The sequence below is a fragment of the Paenibacillus plantiphilus genome (assembly GCF_927798095.1).
GTDB lineage: Bacteria > Bacillota > Bacilli > Paenibacillales > Paenibacillaceae > Paenibacillus_Z > Paenibacillus_Z plantiphilus.
The window spans coordinates 73,394-90,339 of the sequence record NZ_CAKMMF010000014.1; the positions used below are offsets into that span (position 1 = coordinate 73,394).

Genomic DNA, 16,946 nt, shown 5'->3' on the forward strand with positions numbered 1-16,946 from the left:
CCTTCTTAAAAGCACTTTTAAAAAATATCCCTCCGTTACAGGAGGGATATTGTCATTGCAGGCCAATCATTTTTGTGAGGATTGGGAAGCGCGTCTTTTTCTCCGCACAATACTCAAGATCATCGTGCCGGCGAAAATTGCGATCAGCAGCGAGAAGAAATAAACATGTTCTACATGAATACCATAAACGCCAACGATCATTTTCAATCCGATTACAACAATGAGGATGAAAGCAGCTTTCTCAAGCTCTGGATAACGCTCGATCAGCTTGAGGAATACTTGCGCAACTCCCCGCATCATCAATACGCCAAGGAGACCGCCGACGAACAGTACCCACACTTCTTGACTGACACCGAAGGCTGCGAGCACGCTGTCGATACTGAATGCGATATCCATCATCTCGACTGCCAGAACCGTACGCCAGAAGCCATGGCCTTTGTTCTCGATCTCTCCATCTTCACCATCGTTTTTACGGCCGATATAGGGAATGGCCTTCTTGTACAGCTTAAACTCCAGATCAAACAAATTACTCAATGCGATCCAGAGCAAGTAGAGACCGCCCGCAATCTTGATCCAATCTATCGTGACCAGATATGTACCGACCCCAATGGCTATAAACCGGAATACGTACGCACCAAGCAACCCGTAGAACAACGCCTTCTTCTGCTGTTCCTTAGGCAAGTGACGAACCATGACAGCAAGCACCAGAGCATTATCAGCAGACAAGAGCCCTTCCAGAACAACAAGCGTACCGATAATTCCCCAGCTTGTCGGATCCGACATCGTTGCAACTATCGTATCCCAGTTGAAAAAATTACCGAAGTTATTAATTAGACTATCGAAAAACTCTACCATGTTGCTACTCCTCCAAATGAGTGCCGATTATTTTGAGCCTGCTTTCCATCTTAGACCCCAGTTGAATGCTTCATCCAGCTCGCGGTGTCCGGAAAAGAATTGAACAAGACGCTCAATACTGAAGGTTTGATCATTCACATTCTTAATGAGAGCAATGGCGCACATGCCTTTGCTGTTATTATGCTCGTCCATTCTTACGATAATATCAGGCCCGCCGCTTTGTTTCAAGGTAACAACGCCATCGGCCTCCGACCAGTTGGTCGCGCCCTCGTAAATAAAGGTGAACACCAGAATACGCTTGATATCCGTCAGCCTGTTGCCGTTGATGCGAATGTTCTCGCCTGTCTTGACCGATCCTGTGCGATCATCACCGTCAAGCTCGACGAACGGAGCGCGCTGCAAATTGCCGAACGCTTCGCCTAATGCCTGAACGACTCCCTTATCTCCATTCTTAAGCTCATAGAGACAAGCCAGATCAAGATCGACTCCTCCGCTGCTCATTCCGAACCAGCCCTTCTTCTTCTGGGTCTGATTCCAATTCAAGTTAATGAGAAGCTCGCCTAGCGGACCATTCTTCTGCAGATTAATGGAATCGCCGCGCTTCTTCAGCTCAATCTTGTTCAGATTAACCGGATTGTTCACTGGCGGCTGTACTGGCGGTACAGGCGGAGGACTACTCTCGACTCTTGGCGGCTGAACAACAGGTGGTGGCGGTGGAGTAGGGTTCGATGCCGGTGGTGGCGATGTGTCTGCTTTGACCTCAATACCGTAGTTTTTGCATAGATCAGCAAGACCGCCTGAGAAACCGGATGCGATAGCTGAGAACTTCCACTCCCCGTTATGTCTATACAACTCTCCGACGACAATCGCTGTCTCGACGGAGAAAGAATTTTCGAGGTTGAATCGGATCAGTTCGCTTCCAGAGCTGCCATCCAGAATCCGAAGGTAACAATTTTGAACCGAAGAGAAGCTTTGCCTGCGCTGCTCTCCTTCGTATACAGTCAAAGTGAGCGCAATACGCTCGTATTGCGATGGTATGTTCCGAAACTGAACGGCTAGCTGTTCGTTGTCAGTCACACCTGCGAAAGGCTGTTTGTTCGCATTAATAGAAACAGAACCTCCCGCTCCAGATGGATTGCCATAGAAAATCAAATCTTCATCGCGGGTTACCTTGCCATTCCCGCCCAAGATGAATGCTGAGAAGTCAAGCTCAACCTGACTTTGACTCCACCCCATTCCGATGACCAGTGAAGCCACGGATGGATTGGTTTTTGTAATATCGGCTTTTTGGCCTTTAATCATACTAACGGACACGTCAGTCACCCTTTTTGTTTAGTATGTAGTATGGGGCTGTGCGAATCGCTTCACAGCCCCTCGGACATTGCTATTGCACATCTAGTCCGTAGTTTTGGCAAAGCGCATGAAGTCCGCCAGAAAAGCCTGAGCCTACGGCCTGGAATTTCCAATCCGCTCCATGACGGTATAGCTCGCAGACCACTACAGCAGTCTCAACTGAGAAGTCCTCGCCCAAGTCATAGCGGAGAATCTCCCGATTCGTCGCCTCATCAACAATACGGACAAATGCATTGCTTACTTGACCGAAATTCTGAATGCGTGCAGCAGCATCATGAATCGTTACGGTTATTCCAATACGATCGGTTTGAGGAGGAACCTTGGAGAAGTCCACCTTGATTTGCTCATCGTCGCCATCGCCTTCACCGTCGCGGTTATCACCTGTATGTGTAACAGAGCCATTGCCTGCAGTCAGGTTGTTGTAGAAGACGAAGTCTTCTATTCCTTTGGCTTTGCCATCCGCATGCAGCAGAAATGCGCTTGCGTCAAGGTCGAATGCATGTCCACCAGAGTAACGGTTCGTATCCCAGCCCAAACCAATGATAACCTTTGTTAAACCTGGGTTGGATTTTGTTAGATCGATGCGTTGTCCTTTAGATAAATTAATGCTCACTCGCAATCCCTCGCCCTCAGTCTATTTGTGATACAGCTGAACTCCGAAATCTGTGCATAATCCTCTGACTCAGATGAATACGACACTGTTAAAGGCTGTCGCATCGAGGTCAAATCCCGTCCCACCGTCATACTTATGAATATTCCAACAAAGTCCAACAACAACAGACGATACTCCGGGATTCGACTTCGTTAATTCTACCCTCTGACCCTAAGACTAATTGACAAACCGTTTTTTTACAATAAAAAAGAATGAAGACCGCCGCAAGCGGCGGCCTTAGCTGCAATTAGGAAACGGAAAGTCCGTAATCGCGAGCAAGTCCTCCAAGACCATCCTTGAAGCCGCTGCCGATTGCGTTGAATTTCCATTCGCTTCCGTTGCGGTACAATTCACCAACAACAACAGCCGTTTCAACGGAGAAGTCTTCTCCCAGATCGTAACGAACAAGCTCTTCATTCGTTGCTTCGTTCACGATACGAACGAAAGCGTTGGAGACTTGTCCAAAGTTCTGACTGCGGGAATCCGCATCGTGAATCGTAATTGCGAATGCGATCTTATCCGTCTCAGCAGGCACTGCGGAGAGATCAACCTTCACTTGCTCATCGTCGCCGTCGCCTTCGCCTGTACGGTTGTCGCCTGTGTGAAGAACAGAGCCGTTCGAGTTCTGCGTGTTGTTGTAGAAAATGAAGTCTTTGTCGCTTCCTACTTTCGATGAAGCGTTAAGGCAAAATACGGAAGCATCCAAGTCAAATCCGTGGCCGCCATCATATTTGTTCGTATCCCAACCAAGACCTACAATTACTTTAGTCAGACCTGGATTTGTTTTCGTTAAATCAATCTTTTGACCTTTTTGCAAACTGATTGCCATTGATTAACACTCCCTATATAGTTTATATGAACTACGTATACCGGCGTGCAAGAATATTGATATGAGCCGCATGGGCTCCCTCACCGATAGCGTTGAATTTCCACTCGCCGTTATGTCGGTAGATTTCACCAACGACTAATGCCGTCATGCCAGCGTAACTATCCGTCAGATTAAACCGGATGAGCTCCGTGTTGTTTGCTGGATTCAGGACTCGAATGTAAGCGGATTTGATCATGCCGAAGTCTTGTTTGCGATTCTCACAATCGTAAATGTTGACCGCCATAAGCACACGCTCTACATCAGCAGGCACTCTCTGCAAATCGATATTGATTTGCTCGTCGTCGCCATCGCCTTCCCCCGTTAGGTTGTCCCCGGTATGTACAACTGATCCGCACGGGCTCTTCAGGTTATGGAAGCAGACAAGATTCTTCTCTTTGGTGAGTTTGCCGCTGCCATCCAGCAAGAGCGCCGAAGCATCACAGTCAATGTTCGCCTTTGATTTCTTCTTGCCGAAGAAGCCCTTCGACTCGATTTCCGCAGGATCCCATCCAAGTCCAACCGTAATGCGAGTTAGTCCAGCATTGCCTTTCGTAAGATCGACCTTCTGGCCTTTAACGAGACTGATTGCCACAGATTACACCTCCTTTCGTTTGCAATAGATGGTTCTAGTACTAGTATAATCCTAGCCGCTAGCTACTGCAAACTTCAACATGCTGCACCAGCTACCAAAGTATACGTCAAGGGCGTAATCAAAGTTTCAATAAATTATTCCGAGCCAATTGTTTTTTTGTTACAAGGCTTCCAACTTCCATGATGCTGTCGCAATCAACCACTATATTACAAGTAAGTATGTACACATTGTATTATTAGATTCCATTATTTTCACTACTTTTAAAAGTATACGGATACCCTCTATAATGAAACAGAGACATAATGACATCCACGGAGGTTGTATATTCAATGAAACCGTCCCCACTGCAGAATAGAGGCATCGCCGTCAGTCGGCTTGTATTAGGATCTATGCGGCTAGGCGGAAGCTGGGACCAGAGCCCGCTGACCGCCGATCACTATAAGGAAGGGCATGAGGCCGTTGATGCGGCATTAGAGATCGGGATCAATATGTTCGATCATGCGGATATCTACACCTATGGCAAGGCTGAGCGCGTGTTCGGCAAGGTGCTTCAGGAGCGTCCGGAGCTTCGTTCACAGATTCTGATTCAATCCAAATGTGGCATTCGTCTGGCAGACGGAAGCAGTCCGCAGCGTTACGACTTCTCAGGGTCGTATATACGAAGCAGTGTTGATGGCATATTGGAGCGGCTTGGCGTCGAATATCTCGATTTCCTGCTGCTGCACCGTCCTGATCCGCTCGTCGAGCCAGAGGAGGTCGCTAGCGCGATCCAGGAATTGAAAGCGTCCGGCAAGGTGCGCTGGTTCGGCGTATCCAACATGAGCGCCGGCCAGATCAAGCTCCTTCAGGCCTATAGCGATGAGCCCTTCATCGTGAATCAACTGGAGATGAGTCTGCTCAAGACAGGATTCGTGGACACTGGAATATCTGTCAATCAGGAGATTGCCAGAAGCAATGTTTTCCCGGAAGGAACGCTTGAGCATTGCCGTCTGGAGAATATCCAGCTCCAATCATGGAGTCCCCTTGCCCAAGGTCTGTTCTCCGGCAAATCATTGGACGGTCAAAGTGATGCTGTCATCCAAACAGCCGCGCTCGTCGGGCAGCTCGCCGCGGAGAAAGGAACGACTCGGGAGGCTATCGTGCTGTCATGGCTTATGCGGCACCCCGCGGGCATACAGCCTGTTATCGGCACCATTAACCCGGAGCGCATACGTGCTTGCAGGGACGCTGCGACGTTGCAGCTGACACGCGAGGAATGGTATACCCTCTATTCAAGCTCGCGCGGAGCAAAGATGCCTTAGCATGCCATAAATACGACAATGCAGCGGGTCCCACTGATAGGACCCGCTGCATTACATTACCATACTGCTCTGAGGGCATGCTTCGTCCTGCGATTCCGCTGCAACAACGCGAATAAGCCGCAGAAAATCAACAGACTGCTTCAACATCCCCTCTTCGGGCTGGAATCGGTACTGCTTGCCACTCAGCAGGGAAATGACATCGATTCGTTCTGGAGGTCTGCCGAATGCGCTTTGACCGAATACAGCCGCCATATGGCGGAAAGCCTGTATAACCTCTTCATCCGCATCGACCATATATTTTTGAATGGAATAGGCAGATGGATCAAGATCACCCGCGCTCTTCTCCGCAAACACCGTCTGAAGGATCATCGTCAAATTCAAATCCAAGGCTGAGATGTATGTTCCCCACTGTTCGAACGAAATAATCGGATACTGCTCCCTTCGCTCTCCCTCCACCAGCACTTTCACCAAGCTGGCCGTCACCGTGCTTTTCACTTGTGAGAAATGGTGTTCGGATTCGAATTTGTAGCCTCTGTTCGTCCATCTATGCTCGATCAGCTCCTTCAGCCGATCAATGGTACGATTGTTTGGCGAGAGCTTATAATAATCATCAACGACATAGCTGACCGCATACTGAACGAGCTGCTGCCAATTCACGTCATGATGCTGACGGCGCTTCTGCTGTCCAGTACCGTAACGGTAAGGGTAGCGCAGCAATTCCTCAAGCTTGTAGTCTTCAATTAACCGCATGTACGCCCCTTACGATAGCTGCAAACTGCCGGCCGAAGTCTCTTAGCGCCTCTTCTTCTTCCGAGGAAGGATTCAGCTCAATCTTCATTCCCTCCAGCACATTCTCGGAACCAAGTTCCTTGAGCTTATCCTGCAAAATATCGACAGCCGCTCCATACAGCGCGTATGAGGAATCGGCGGAGCCGAACACAGCTGATCGGCGGCCCTTCAGATCAATGCTATTCATCTCTTCATAGAATTCGAGGAATTCATCCGGCAGCTCCCCGTCTCCCCATGTATATGCACCCAAAATAATTCCTTCATAATTCGTCAACTCTGCGGCATTCGTATCCATCACGAATTTCACGACCGGCTCAATTCCTTGTGAGCGAACGCCCTCCGCTATCGCATCCGCCATCGTCTCCGTATTTCCTGTCATACTGGCAAAAACAATAATAACCTCAGACATGGGTGTCATCCTCCATTTCAATAAAATCACTGATAATGAATATCAATTACTTTCAGTTTATGTGATAATGATTATCAGTGTCAATTAAAATTTGTCGGAATCGTTCATCATCCTGTCCGAAAAGTTCAATATCCAATGATTCAGTCCCAAATGATGTGAAAAGATGCCTCCAAAACCACTATAAAAGTGGAACTGGAAGCATCTTTTTATCATTCGTACTAGTCAATGATTATTTGTCGGACTGCTAATTATACCTTATACGCGCGCATCGCTTTGCGCAGCTCCTTGATTGTAGGGCGTTTGCCGTACATGAGAACACCGGCGCGGTAGATCTTGGCAGCCAGCCAGCCTACAATGGCAATCGTAATGAGAAGGATTAGAATGGACATCCCTACCTGCCACAATGGCGGGTTCTCCAAGCCGACTCTGACGAGCATGACATAAGGGGAGAAGAACGGGATGTACGACATTACTTTCACGAACATCGCATTCGGATTTGCAATGCCGCCAAACATGCAGATGTAGTATCCGGCAAGTGACAGCAAAGTGATCGGCATAAGCGCTTGCGCCAAATCCTCTGTACGGCTCACAATAGAACCGACCGCTGCAAACATCGTAGCGAACAGGAAGTAGCCTGTCAGGTAGAAGATGAGCGCGAAGATGAGCAGCATGGGATCAACCTCGCTCAGGTTAATATTCCATCCGCTTAGCAAATCCGCGTTGTGCGGAAGCATAATGTTGCCAATCAGTACAGCGACAAAGATAATGATCTGCGTAAGTCCTACCAGGAACATGCCGAATATTTTCCCGAACATTCCCTTGAGCGGTGATACGCTTGTTATGAGCACCTCCATGACGCGTGAGCTTTTCTCAGCAGTCACTTCAGTTGCTATGAGCTGGCCTGTAATCATGATCGCCATGAATAGAAGCGTGAGAATAATATAAACAAGTCCCATATCCATACCTTGCTGTGTGTTGCTCTTCCCATCACCGATAGAACCCGCGCCTTCAGTGGTGGAGATTTGGATCGTTTCAATGGTTACTGGCAGAGACAGCTGATCCTGCTGTTCCTCAGTCAGTCCGCTGCCACGCAGCTGAATCGCTATCTTCACTTCCTTCAGCGCATCGCTAAGCGAGTTCGAAGTGCCCATATCCATCAGATCCTCCGATTTGTAGATCACTTTGGGGAATGAGCTGTTTTCACTTGCGGCGAACTCGATATAACCGTCTATTTTCTCATCTTTGATCGCCTTTTTCAGCGCTTGTTCATTGGCAGTTGCAGAGCCTTCATCTGCAATGGGAACCAGCTTGAGATCCGGATCCTTCTGTGCAGCATAATTGCTTTGCAGCATCGTTGCAATTTCAATATTTGAAGATAACTGAGCGTTTCCTGCCACCTCTCTGCTGTCCAAATAACCGATTAATGTGGGCTCATCTTCTCCGCTAAATTTGGTTATAAGATAAGGCAGATTGGCGCCAATACATAATACTAGCGCGATGATCAAAGTAGTAATGACAAAAGCTTTGCCTCTTAATTTGTTCTTAGCCGTAAATCCAACAACTGTCCAGAAGCTGTTATTCATGATTTTCACCTACCATTTTGATAAAGATTTCGTTAAGCGTTGGTTCAAGAATCTCAAATCTATTAATATTCGATTGTTTCATAGCAAGCTCCAGCACCGGTCTTCCAGCAGCCTCATCAGCAATAAACAGCTCATAGCGGTTCTCATGACGGACTACCCGCGTCACTCCTGCAATGGTCTCCAAGCCCTGAACATCTCCTTCTGTACCCAGAATAATACGCTCACGAGGGAACTTCTTCTTGATCTCCTTCAGACTGCCTTGAAGAACGGGGTTGGATTTGTGCAAAATCGTAATGTTGCGGCACAGCTCCTCAACATGCTCCATTCGGTGTGTGGAGAACAATATAGTCGCTCCCTCATCCCGCAGCTCTTTGACCGTGGACTTCAGCAGCTCCACATTGACAGGATCAAGGCCGCTGAATGCCTCATCCATAATGACAATCTGAGGGCTATGAATGATGGATGCGATAAACTGGATTTTCTGTTGATTTCCCTTGGAAAGCTCTTCGACCCTCTTATTGTAATATTCGGGTACGTTGAACTTCTCCAGCCAATGCTTCAGCCGGCTGTCAGCATCCTTCTGCGACATTCCCCGAAGCTTCGCAAAGTAAAGAATCTGGTCGCTTACCTTCACCTTCGGATACAACCCCCGCTCCTCCGGCAAGTAACCGAGACTGCTCAACAGCCCTTCATTATAAGGCTGGCCATTGTATTGAATACTACCGCCGTCTGGATAGATAAGTCCCAGAACCATCCGCATCGTCGTTGTCTTCCCTGCGCCATTGGCTCCGAGCAGTCCGTATATCTCCCCCTTGCCCACCTCGAAGCTGATGCCATTAACCGCTGTCTTATCCCCGTATTGCTTAAACACCTTTTCCACTTTCAAAGGATTCATCGTTGTTAAGCTCCTCTCACGATCATAGTTAAGATTGAATTCTAATTCGTTCCTGCTCGATTAGTGCTGTCAATATATCATCAAGCTCCAGTCGCTGCTTGCTAACGATGCGCACTCCCTGCGACCTGCACCAATCCTCCGCTTCCACCGCACTGCTTGTTACAGCCTTGTAAGCACTGCCGCCCGTATATTCGGCGCTGTGATAACCGGGCATCGACTGCCAGTGCACGTTCCCTTCTCCAATATCTGTATATAAAACAGACCAGGATTCAAGCAGTGTATCCTTCTCATACATGCCCAATACCCGCCCATGGACAACGAAGACGATATAATCAGCGAGTCTTCTTACCTCGTCAATAATATGTGAGGCCATCAGCACTGTTCGCTCTCCGCTGTCCATATATCTGTGGATGACGTCTATCATCGTTTTCCATGCGATAGGGTCGAGCCCTGATGAGGGCTCATCGAGCAGAAGCAGCTCTGGATTATGCGACATGGCGATGATCAGATCGAATTTGCGGCGCATGCCTTTGGACATTTTGCGCAGCTTGAGCGAGGCATCAATCTCAAACCTTCGAAGCAGCTCCTGATGGCGGTTAATATCCCATTCCGGATACCACTTGCGAGTGAATGCCGCCTGCTGCTCCGCCTTCAAGTGATCATTTATCGTGCTCGTTACTTCTGGCACATAGCCGATTCGCCGCTTCAACTGCCAGTTGTCATGTGCGCCCACCTTCTCGCCCAACACTTCAACTGTCCCCTGATCTGGCTTAGCCAAATCAAGTATACAGCGGAACAATGAGCTTTTCCCTGAGCCGTTCGGCCCGATTATTGCCGTCACATAGCCTTTCGGGATGACGAGATTGACAGGGCCAAGCTCGAAATGCGACCGCTTCTGTACAATGTCCTTCATCTCTATCGCCGTTAACATGATTCTATTCGCCCCCTTCTGCTCCAGAGCTGACCCGCTCTCTTCTGCGTTTCAGAACATCCAGCAGCATGTCCAGCATTTCCTGGTCCGAGCACTTCACCCGAATGCCTGCGTCAACCGCCGCCTCCAACGCTTCAATAACAGCGCTCCGCCTGTGAACATCTCGCATTTCATCGCCGACCTTCGCGACATAGGTTCCCGTTCCCTGCCTAGTCCGCAGAAGTCCTTCATTCTCCAGATCCTGATACACTCTTCTAATCGTAATGACGCTGCACTTTAAAGTTTGGGCAAGCTCGCGTATGGATGGAAGCAAGCTTCCCTCTGCCAATTGACCGCTAACGATCAGTGCGCGAAGCTGCACTTCAATTTGGTAATACATCGGTTCAGCGCTTTGTTCATTCAGCTGGATCGGAATCCACACGGAGCACACCTTCTTTTACGTTGGAGTTGTCTCTACAGTCTGTCATCAATGTTGAAAGTCTCTGGCTGCAAGTCTTCTCCGTACCATCACTGCTGTTACAGCAACAACTCCAACCGCAAACACATTCATTAATATAGGCCATATAATCTCCATATTCTTTGCTACAAGTATTAAATGAAACAAAACACCAGGCCTATACACCCATAATAGAATCCCCAGTATGATGTAAGGCAGGTAGAATAGAAGCGAAACATAGAAGTAAACTCTGCCGCTATGGGCTTGCTCAAAATAGACATACACACAGCCTATTGCGATAGAGTAACCGATCCATATGAATACGAAAATCAAATATTGCTCTATGGTCAGCAGTTCCCTTAGCGTGTCTGCGAGCGTATATTGCAAGCTGTAGAAGAACGTACCCACCGTAATCAACACGGCGAACATCTGTATCATTCTGGCAATAACGATGGCGTTCAAGCTTATTGGCATCGTCTTGTAATAGGCAAGCCGCTTCGTGAACGGGTCATCCGTCCGACAACGAAAGATGGACCGATTCATAAGAAAACTCATAATGGGTGTAATAGTCAGATAGAGGAAATCTGTAATCCAGCCTATATCCGTATTGGGATCTTCTTGCACCAACATTTCAATGAAGTTCGGCATCGTAATCAGACCAAAATAACTGAAAAATAATAGTGTAAATAGAACCCCTATCCACGATTGACGCATCTCGCTTCTAAATATGTACCATGCGCCTTGCCAGTCAGACATCATGTGGTCCTCCTTACTCATTATACTGTATATATCTTTATACACAGTATAATGACACGTGGCGTTCATGTCAACACCTTGCTTCATGAGCATCGTATTGTTAACTTATTGGAACAACAGCGCCGGGAAGATCATTCCGCCTTGCAGCGGCCTAAGCTATAATGATAAATAAGCCATACATGATTAAATTTGGGAGGTAACCTATGATTACTTATCCATTCCTGGAGGCAGGAGCAACCATTGGAATTACAGCCCCCTCATCCGGGGTGAAGGCTGATAAGCACGATTGGCTCAGAGCTTCCTGCGAGCGCATGAAAGCGAAGGGCTTCGGCGTCGTATGCGGTGATACGATATGGACGCAGGATAAGGCCAAGTCATCACCTGCCCGTACTCGCGCAAATGAGTTTAATGCGATGATGCAGGACGAGGGCATTCATCTGATCTTTCCGCCCTGGGGAGGAGAATTGTTAATCGAAATATTGGAGCATATTGATTTCGTCAATATGAAAAACAAATGGGTGCACGGTTATTCCGATATCAGCCTCCTGCTGCTGGCAATAACTTTAAAAACGGGGATAGCAACTGCGCACGGTGCTTGCCTTATCGATTTAAGAGGAGAATACTCGGATGACACAACTGCAATGTGGCAGTCTGTGTTGTCGACAAGAGCAGGAGAATCCATTATCCAGCGTTCATCGCTGAACTATCAGAAGGAATGGCCGGCCGACACTTCGCCTTCCGTCTTTCAATTAACGGAACGGACACAATGGAAAACGGTATCGAATACGAATGTACACTTGCGGGGACGTTTGCTTGGCGGCTGCATAGATGTGATCCGACATTTGATAGGCACACCTTATGGCGATTTGCGGCAGTTCCAGAAGCAGTTTATCCATAATGAGCCACTGCTCTGGTATCTTGAGAATTGTGAATTGAATGCAGCGGATTTGCGCCGATCATTGGTGCAAATGAGGCTGGCGGGCTGGTTTGAGCATTGTTCCGGCCTTCTATTTGGCAGAAGCGGCGCGAATCAGCCTTTTGACAACTATACGGCGGAGGATGTCTATCAGGATTTGTTCGAGGAGCTTGGCATACCTGTTGTTTATGACGTGGATTGCGGTCATGTTCCGCCTCAAATAACATTTATCAACGGAGCATATGCAGAAATTACAGTGGAAGACGGTAGAGGAGCTGTAACGCAATATTTTAAACAATAACTGAATATACAGTCGATTGATACAGCGTGATATTGCGATGCTGGCTATGCTAATGCTGACTATATTGCCAATCGGGCAGCGTTATTGCTTTATTGTATGAAGCCGCGTGTTTTACACGCTCTATCAGCCATTAAAGAACCTCTGGAACCACATGGTATGTAGTTCCAGAGGTTCCTTTGTTCGCGTTTGATTAGGACTTCCTTAATTGTCTTCATTCAATTGGGCCAGCAATAAAGTGCTTCGAGCATAAAGCTCCGTCTAACATTCGCAATATGCCGCAGCGTCCCCCCGACTATCGCTGTAAGCGGGAAATTCCTTGCTACAGCACGGAAAAGTGAAGTGCGAGGCGCTTTAAGCCGATAAAACCGTCTTACAGCTCACAATATGCCGCAGCGTTCCCCCCGGCTATCGCTGTAAGCGGGAAATTCCTTGCTACAGCACGGAAAAGTGAAGTGTGAAGCGTTTTAAGCCGATAAAACCGTCTTACAGATGACCGAGCCGCTGATAATGGAATTCAGTTTGCTCCTGCAGGACCGGCATTGCGAATTTCATCCTCTGTTTCCCCATGCTCTCTTCTGTACCAATGAAAGAAAATATAGGCGAGTATGCCGCCGTACATAATTTCCTGGACGAACTTCATGATGATCCCGCCCAGCTGTTGATCCTCAATCGGCTTCATCAGATTAAAGAATGACGGGCCGCCTTCAAAGCTGGACAATAGCAGGCTTGGATCTCCCGAGACGCAATAGCCCATCGCAAGCGCCCACACGTCAGGGTCGTTGTATGTCGCATACATCGGACTCGAAGTGAAGATGATCAGTGCGCATGCAGGCGTCAGCAGCATACCGTTGGCGAAAACATAAGCCATCTTGCGCACATCGCTCAAGCGGCTCCATTCCGGTATCGGACTCGCAATCTGCCACCACATCATAAAGGCTGCAACCAGCATCGCCAAATAATAAATACGATGGACCGTGAAGTTCGTCATGACGAAATCATGCACCAAAGGCACATGATAAATGGAGAACAGCATGTTGAACAGCACAAGCGACAGAATCGGATTCATGAACGGGCGAAAACGTCTCCAGAACGAATGGCTGAACATTTTACGCCATATGAATGCCGGAATGCCCAATATAATGAGCGGTGGAACGATCAGATACGAGATAGACATGTTCGCCATATGAAAAGAGAACATGAGATGGCCAAGGAGCTCCAGCGGTCCACCCTGTGCCATATAATAGAGTACCATTCCGGTAACGAATAGACTTTTTTGAACAACAGTTACGCGAGCTGCCTCCGGCATATGCTTCTCACGCCAAGGACCAGCCAAATAGAAATAAAGGATCACAAGCGCTGCCATAAAGAAGAAAAACATCGGGCTCCATAACTCCTCAAAAGTGAAGTATTGCAGTCCTAGCATCATGGATTCCCCTTTCCAAGCTTACTTTTACTTATAAGAAAAGAGGGGGCCGACAAGGACCGCCCTCTTTTCAGTTGGATTAACTCCACCAAACCCAATATTGTGCCATAATGACACATGTAATAACGATAACGACACCGAACAGAATCCCAATAATGGGATAGAGATGACCACGGTCTTTCATATGCATCCAGAATGCCATTTGAATGAACACTTGAAGAATTGCCATTCCAATTAGAATGAGGTAGATGAAGGTTTCATTCACTTCTCCCGCTGCTACAGCCGAAAATGCGACTACGGTTAACAGTATGGAGAAGATAAAAGCAATAATATGCTTCTTAGGACCTTCCGCCTTATGGCGTCTACCCTGATTCTGTGCAGTAGATTGTTGATCAGCCATTTGTTAGCCCACCTTTCCCATCAAGTATACGACGGTGAAGATGAATACCCATACGACGTCGATAAAGTGCCAGTACATACCGGCAACATATACCTTAGGAGCCGTAACAACATTAAGCCCTCTCTTGGACACTTGTGCGATAAGAATCGAGATCCAAACTACACCGAACGCAACGTGAGCGCCGTGGAAGCCAACAAGCGTATAGAACGCTGAGCTGAATGCGCTGGTCGTGAAGCCATGACCTTCCTGCACATAGTGATAGAACTCATAAATTTCAAGTCCTAGAAATCCCAGACCCAGTATTACCGTAATGATCAACCAGTTGATCATTGATTTGACGCGATTGGCATGCATCGCCTGAATCGCAAATACACTCGTCAAGCTTGATGTGAGCAGGATGAACGTTGCTGCTGCTACAAGCGGCAGGGAGAACAGCTCCTGCTCCGTAGGACCATCTAGAACCTGATGGCGCAATGCCAGAAACGCTGAGAACAGCGTTCCGAACAATACGGTCTCACCGCCGAGGAAAAGCCAGAAAGCGAGCACCTTATTGCGGCCTTCGAGAGTTGCTTTCTCAGGCTCATGCGGCAGTTGGCCGTCTACATGCGAATGTGCGCTCATGCTTTTACCCCCTTGTCCTGCGGCTCTTCCGGATCAATATGGAAGCCGTGATCGTCAATAACAGAGCGCAAGAACATGCATCCGAAAGTGAGGACCAGACCACCGATACCGATGTAGTAATTGTGATACATGAAGCCGAAGCCGGCTATAAACAATCCGACCGACATCAGGAATGGAAGAATCGAAGGTGACGGCATGTGAATCGGACCAAGCGGTTCCGCAGGCGTCATTGCATTCTTGCCTTCCATCTTTTCTTTCCAGAAAGCGTCATAGCCACGTACGAGCGGCGTTTGTGCAAAGTTGTATTCTGGCGGTGGAGAAGGAATTGTCCACTCCAGCGTACGACCATCTTCCCATGGATCGTTTGCTGCATCGCGAGGCTTAAGCCCCGTCACGATCATATTGATGATGAAAACAACCGTACCCAAGCCCATCAGCATTGCGCCGACGGAGCTGACCAAGTTCATTTCGTTGAAGCCAAGACCGTCCAAGTACTGCCATACACGACGCGGCATACCCATCAAGCCAAGGAAATGCTGCACGAAGAATGTCAGATGGAAGCCGATGAAGAACAGCCAGAAGAACCACTTGCCCAGCGTTTCATTCAACACGCGTCCAAACATCTTCGGCCACCAGTAGAACAAGCCGGAGAAGAGGCCAAGCACCAGACCACCCACAATTACGTAGTGGAAGTGAGCAACAACGAAGTAGGAATCATGATACTGGAAGTCAGCAGGAGCTGCTGCCAGCATAACTCCGGTTACGCCGCCCATAACGAAGGTAGGAACGAATCCGACTGCGAACAGATTCGCTGTCGTAAACTTGATGGAGCCGCCCCACATCGTGAATAGCCAGTTGAAAATTTTGATACCGGTAGGTACCGCAATCAACATGGTTGCTATGGAAAACAACGCGTTCGCAACTGGACCAAGACCTGTTGTGAACATGTGGTGAGCCCATACCATGAAGCCGAGGAAACCAATCAGCACAGTTGCGAATACCATGGAGCTGTAACCGAACAACCGCTTGCGCGAGAAGGTACTGATGACCTCCGAGATAATACCGAATGCCGGCAGGATCAGAATATATACTTCAGGATGTCCGAAGATCCAGAATATATGCTCCCACAGAACAGCATTGCCGCCTTGCGATGTATCAAAGAAATTAGCATCGAACAGTCGGTCAAACATAAGCGCTACCAGACCTACTGTCAGTGCCGGGAAAGCGAACAAGATGAGCGCTGATGTAATGAATGCCGCCCATGTAAACATTGGCATACGCATGAAGCTCATGCCTGGCGCACGCATGTTGATAATCGTCGCCAAGAAGTTGATACCGCCGATTAGTGTGCCCAGACCTGCTATTTGCAAGCCGATAACATAATAATCGACACCATGCGTAGAGCTGTATACCGGACTTGCCAGCGGAACGTATGACGTCCATCCGGCATTAGGCGCTCCTCCTGCGAACCAGCTGACATTAAGCAGCACAGCTCCGAAGAAGAACGTCCAGAAGCCTAAAGAATTAAGAAATGGGAATGCAACGTCCCGCGCGCCAATCTGCAATGGAATAACGGCGTTCATGAGCGCGAAGATCATTGGCATTGCCGCCAGGAATATCATTGTTGTACCGTGCATCGTCAACAATTGGTTGAATGTATCTGCTGATACAAAGTCATTCATTGGCATCCAGAGCTGAACCCGAATCAGGATAGCTTCCAATCCCCCGACAAGGAAGAAGAAGAAGCCAGCAAACAGATACAGAATGCCGATTTTTTTATGGTCAACGGTGGTCAGCCAGTCCATAAGACCAGTGTGCCGTTTAACCGCATGAGCATGAGCCAAAGTAGGTACCTCCTTCAATCC

General features: G+C 48.1%; 18 protein-coding genes and 1 pseudogene. 2 read left to right on the top strand and 17 right to left on the bottom strand.

Going from position 1 to position 16,946, the window contains the following annotated elements; genetic code table 11:
* Positions 1 to 66: 66 nt before the first annotated feature.
* The 6 genes and pseudogenes from L6H65_RS13710 to L6H65_RS13735 form a co-directional block, all read right to left on the bottom strand.
* Positions 67 to 855, bottom strand: coding sequence for a TerC family protein (locus L6H65_RS13710; protein WP_236343105.1), 789 nt, complete (start codon positions 853 to 855; stop codon positions 67 to 69).
* 27 nt (positions 856 to 882) lie between these two features.
* The gene (locus L6H65_RS13715; protein ID WP_236343106.1) at positions 883 to 2,169 is read right to left on the bottom strand and encodes a TerD family protein; all 1,287 of its coding nucleotides are present in this window, start codon (positions 2,167 to 2,169) and stop codon (positions 883 to 885) included.
* A gap of 70 nt (positions 2,170 to 2,239) precedes the next feature.
* Complete coding sequence (locus L6H65_RS13720) at positions 2,240 to 2,821, bottom strand: TerD family protein (protein ID WP_236343107.1); 582 nt, start codon at positions 2,819 to 2,821, stop codon at positions 2,240 to 2,242.
* A 69-nt stretch (positions 2,822 to 2,890) separates the two neighbouring features.
* Positions 2,891 to 3,019: pseudogene (locus L6H65_RS13725) on the bottom strand (hypothetical protein); the annotation flags it as partial.
* Between the two features lie 88 nt (positions 3,020 to 3,107).
* On the bottom strand, positions 3,108 to 3,689 hold the full coding sequence (locus tag L6H65_RS13730; protein WP_236343108.1) for a TerD family protein: 582 nt from the start codon (positions 3,687 to 3,689) through the stop codon (positions 3,108 to 3,110).
* A 31-nt stretch (positions 3,690 to 3,720) separates the two neighbouring features.
* Positions 3,721 to 4,320 (bottom strand): TerD family protein, encoded by a 600-nt coding sequence (locus tag L6H65_RS13735; RefSeq protein WP_236343109.1) that lies wholly within the window; start codon positions 4,318 to 4,320, stop codon positions 3,721 to 3,723.
* Positions 4,321 to 4,649: 329 nt separating this feature from the next.
* Here L6H65_RS13735 and L6H65_RS13740 point away from each other — a divergent pair, with 329 nt between their 5' ends.
* The gene (locus tag L6H65_RS13740; RefSeq protein WP_236343110.1) at positions 4,650 to 5,621 is read left to right on the top strand and encodes an aldo/keto reductase; all 972 of its coding nucleotides are present in this window, start codon (positions 4,650 to 4,652) and stop codon (positions 5,619 to 5,621) included.
* A 51-nt stretch (positions 5,622 to 5,672) separates the two neighbouring features.
* Here L6H65_RS13740 and L6H65_RS13745 read toward each other — a convergent pair whose 3' ends face one another.
* The 7 genes from L6H65_RS13745 to L6H65_RS13775 all read right to left on the bottom strand — a co-directional run bounded on the left by L6H65_RS13745 (position 5,673) and on the right by L6H65_RS13775 (position 11,423).
* On the bottom strand, positions 5,673 to 6,371 hold the full coding sequence (locus L6H65_RS13745; RefSeq protein ID WP_236343111.1) for a hypothetical protein: 699 nt from the start codon (positions 6,369 to 6,371) through the stop codon (positions 5,673 to 5,675).
* Positions 6,358 to 6,819 carry a flavodoxin gene (locus L6H65_RS13750; protein ID WP_236343112.1) on the bottom strand — a complete coding sequence of 154 codons (462 nt, stop codon included), beginning with the start codon at positions 6,817 to 6,819 and terminating at the stop codon, positions 6,358 to 6,360. The genes L6H65_RS13745 and L6H65_RS13750 overlap by 14 nt, the downstream gene beginning before the upstream one ends.
* Positions 6,820 to 7,067: 248 nt before the next feature.
* Positions 7,068 to 8,402, bottom strand: coding sequence for an ABC transporter permease (locus tag L6H65_RS13755; RefSeq protein ID WP_236343113.1), 1,335 nt, complete (start codon positions 8,400 to 8,402; stop codon positions 7,068 to 7,070).
* On the bottom strand, positions 8,395 to 9,297 hold the full coding sequence (locus tag L6H65_RS13760) for an ABC transporter ATP-binding protein (RefSeq protein ID WP_236343114.1): 903 nt from the start codon (positions 9,295 to 9,297) through the stop codon (positions 8,395 to 8,397). Before L6H65_RS13760 ends, L6H65_RS13755 begins: the two co-directional genes overlap by 8 nt.
* Before the next feature lie 28 nt (positions 9,298 to 9,325).
* A complete protein-coding gene (locus tag L6H65_RS13765) occupies positions 9,326 to 10,228 on the bottom strand; it encodes an ABC transporter ATP-binding protein (RefSeq protein ID WP_236343115.1) in 903 nt (300 codons plus the stop codon).
* Positions 10,229 to 10,232: 4 nt separating this feature from the next.
* Entirely contained in the window at positions 10,233 to 10,649 is a 417-nt protein-coding gene (locus L6H65_RS13770; protein ID WP_236343116.1) for a GntR family transcriptional regulator, read from the bottom strand.
* Between the two features lie 45 nt (positions 10,650 to 10,694).
* On the bottom strand, positions 10,695 to 11,423 hold the full coding sequence (locus L6H65_RS13775) for a hypothetical protein (RefSeq protein WP_236343117.1): 729 nt from the start codon (positions 11,421 to 11,423) through the stop codon (positions 10,695 to 10,697).
* 200 nt (positions 11,424 to 11,623) lie between these two features.
* On the opposite strand from L6H65_RS13775, the gene L6H65_RS13780 reads away from it, so the two are divergent.
* A complete protein-coding gene (locus L6H65_RS13780; RefSeq protein ID WP_236343118.1) occupies positions 11,624 to 12,637 on the top strand; it encodes a S66 family peptidase in 1,014 nt (337 codons plus the stop codon).
* 514 nt (positions 12,638 to 13,151) lie between these two features.
* On the opposite strand, the gene ctaG is transcribed toward L6H65_RS13780, so the two are convergent.
* The 4 genes from ctaG to ctaD all read right to left on the bottom strand — a co-directional run bounded on the left by ctaG (position 13,152) and on the right by ctaD (position 16,925).
* Positions 13,152 to 14,060: a cytochrome c oxidase assembly factor CtaG gene (ctaG, locus tag L6H65_RS13785; RefSeq protein WP_236343170.1), complete on the bottom strand. Its 909-nt coding sequence runs from the start codon at positions 14,058 to 14,060 to the stop codon at positions 13,152 to 13,154.
* Positions 14,061 to 14,139: 79 nt separating this feature from the next.
* A complete protein-coding gene (locus L6H65_RS13790; protein WP_236343119.1) occupies positions 14,140 to 14,460 on the bottom strand; it encodes a cytochrome C oxidase subunit IV family protein in 321 nt (106 codons plus the stop codon).
* Between the two features lie 3 nt (positions 14,461 to 14,463).
* The gene (locus L6H65_RS13795; RefSeq protein WP_236343120.1) at positions 14,464 to 15,081 is read right to left on the bottom strand and encodes a cytochrome (ubi)quinol oxidase subunit III; all 618 of its coding nucleotides are present in this window, start codon (positions 15,079 to 15,081) and stop codon (positions 14,464 to 14,466) included.
* Positions 15,078 to 16,925 (bottom strand): cytochrome c oxidase subunit I, encoded by a 1,848-nt coding sequence (gene ctaD / locus L6H65_RS13800; protein ID WP_236343121.1) that lies wholly within the window; start codon positions 16,923 to 16,925, stop codon positions 15,078 to 15,080. Before ctaD ends, L6H65_RS13795 begins: the two co-directional genes overlap by 4 nt.
* Positions 16,926 to 16,946: the final 21 nt, after the last annotated feature.

Coding starts and splice junctions, on each gene's coding strand:
- L6H65_RS13740 (WP_236343110.1), top strand. CDS start 4,650: ATGAAACCGTCCCCACTGCAGAATAGAGGCATCGCCGTCAGTCGGCTT.
- L6H65_RS13765 (WP_236343115.1), bottom strand. CDS start 10,228: ATGTTAACGGCGATAGAGATGAAGGACATTGTACAGAAGCGGTCGCAT.
- ctaG (WP_236343170.1), bottom strand. CDS start 14,060: ATGCTAGGACTGCAATACTTCACTTTTGAGGAGTTATGGAGCCCGATG.
- L6H65_RS13780 (WP_236343118.1), top strand. CDS start 11,624: ATGATTACTTATCCATTCCTGGAGGCAGGAGCAACCATTGGAATTACA.
- L6H65_RS13795 (WP_236343120.1), bottom strand. CDS start 15,081: ATGAGCGCACATTCGCATGTAGACGGCCAACTGCCGCATGAGCCTGAG.
- L6H65_RS13745 (WP_236343111.1), bottom strand. CDS start 6,371: ATGCGGTTAATTGAAGACTACAAGCTTGAGGAATTGCTGCGCTACCCT.
- L6H65_RS13730 (WP_236343108.1), bottom strand. CDS start 3,689: ATGGCAATCAGTTTGCAAAAAGGTCAAAAGATTGATTTAACGAAAACA.
- L6H65_RS13755 (WP_236343113.1), bottom strand. CDS start 8,402: ATGAATAACAGCTTCTGGACAGTTGTTGGATTTACGGCTAAGAACAAA.
- L6H65_RS13750 (WP_236343112.1), bottom strand. CDS start 6,819: ATGTCTGAGGTTATTATTGTTTTTGCCAGTATGACAGGAAATACGGAG.
- L6H65_RS13710 (WP_236343105.1), bottom strand. CDS start 855: ATGGTAGAGTTTTTCGATAGTCTAATTAATAACTTCGGTAATTTTTTC.
- L6H65_RS13760 (WP_236343114.1), bottom strand. CDS start 9,297: ATGAATCCTTTGAAAGTGGAAAAGGTGTTTAAGCAATACGGGGATAAG.
- L6H65_RS13775 (WP_236343117.1), bottom strand. CDS start 11,423: ATGATGTCTGACTGGCAAGGCGCATGGTACATATTTAGAAGCGAGATG.
- L6H65_RS13790 (WP_236343119.1), bottom strand. CDS start 14,460: ATGGCTGATCAACAATCTACTGCACAGAATCAGGGTAGACGCCATAAG.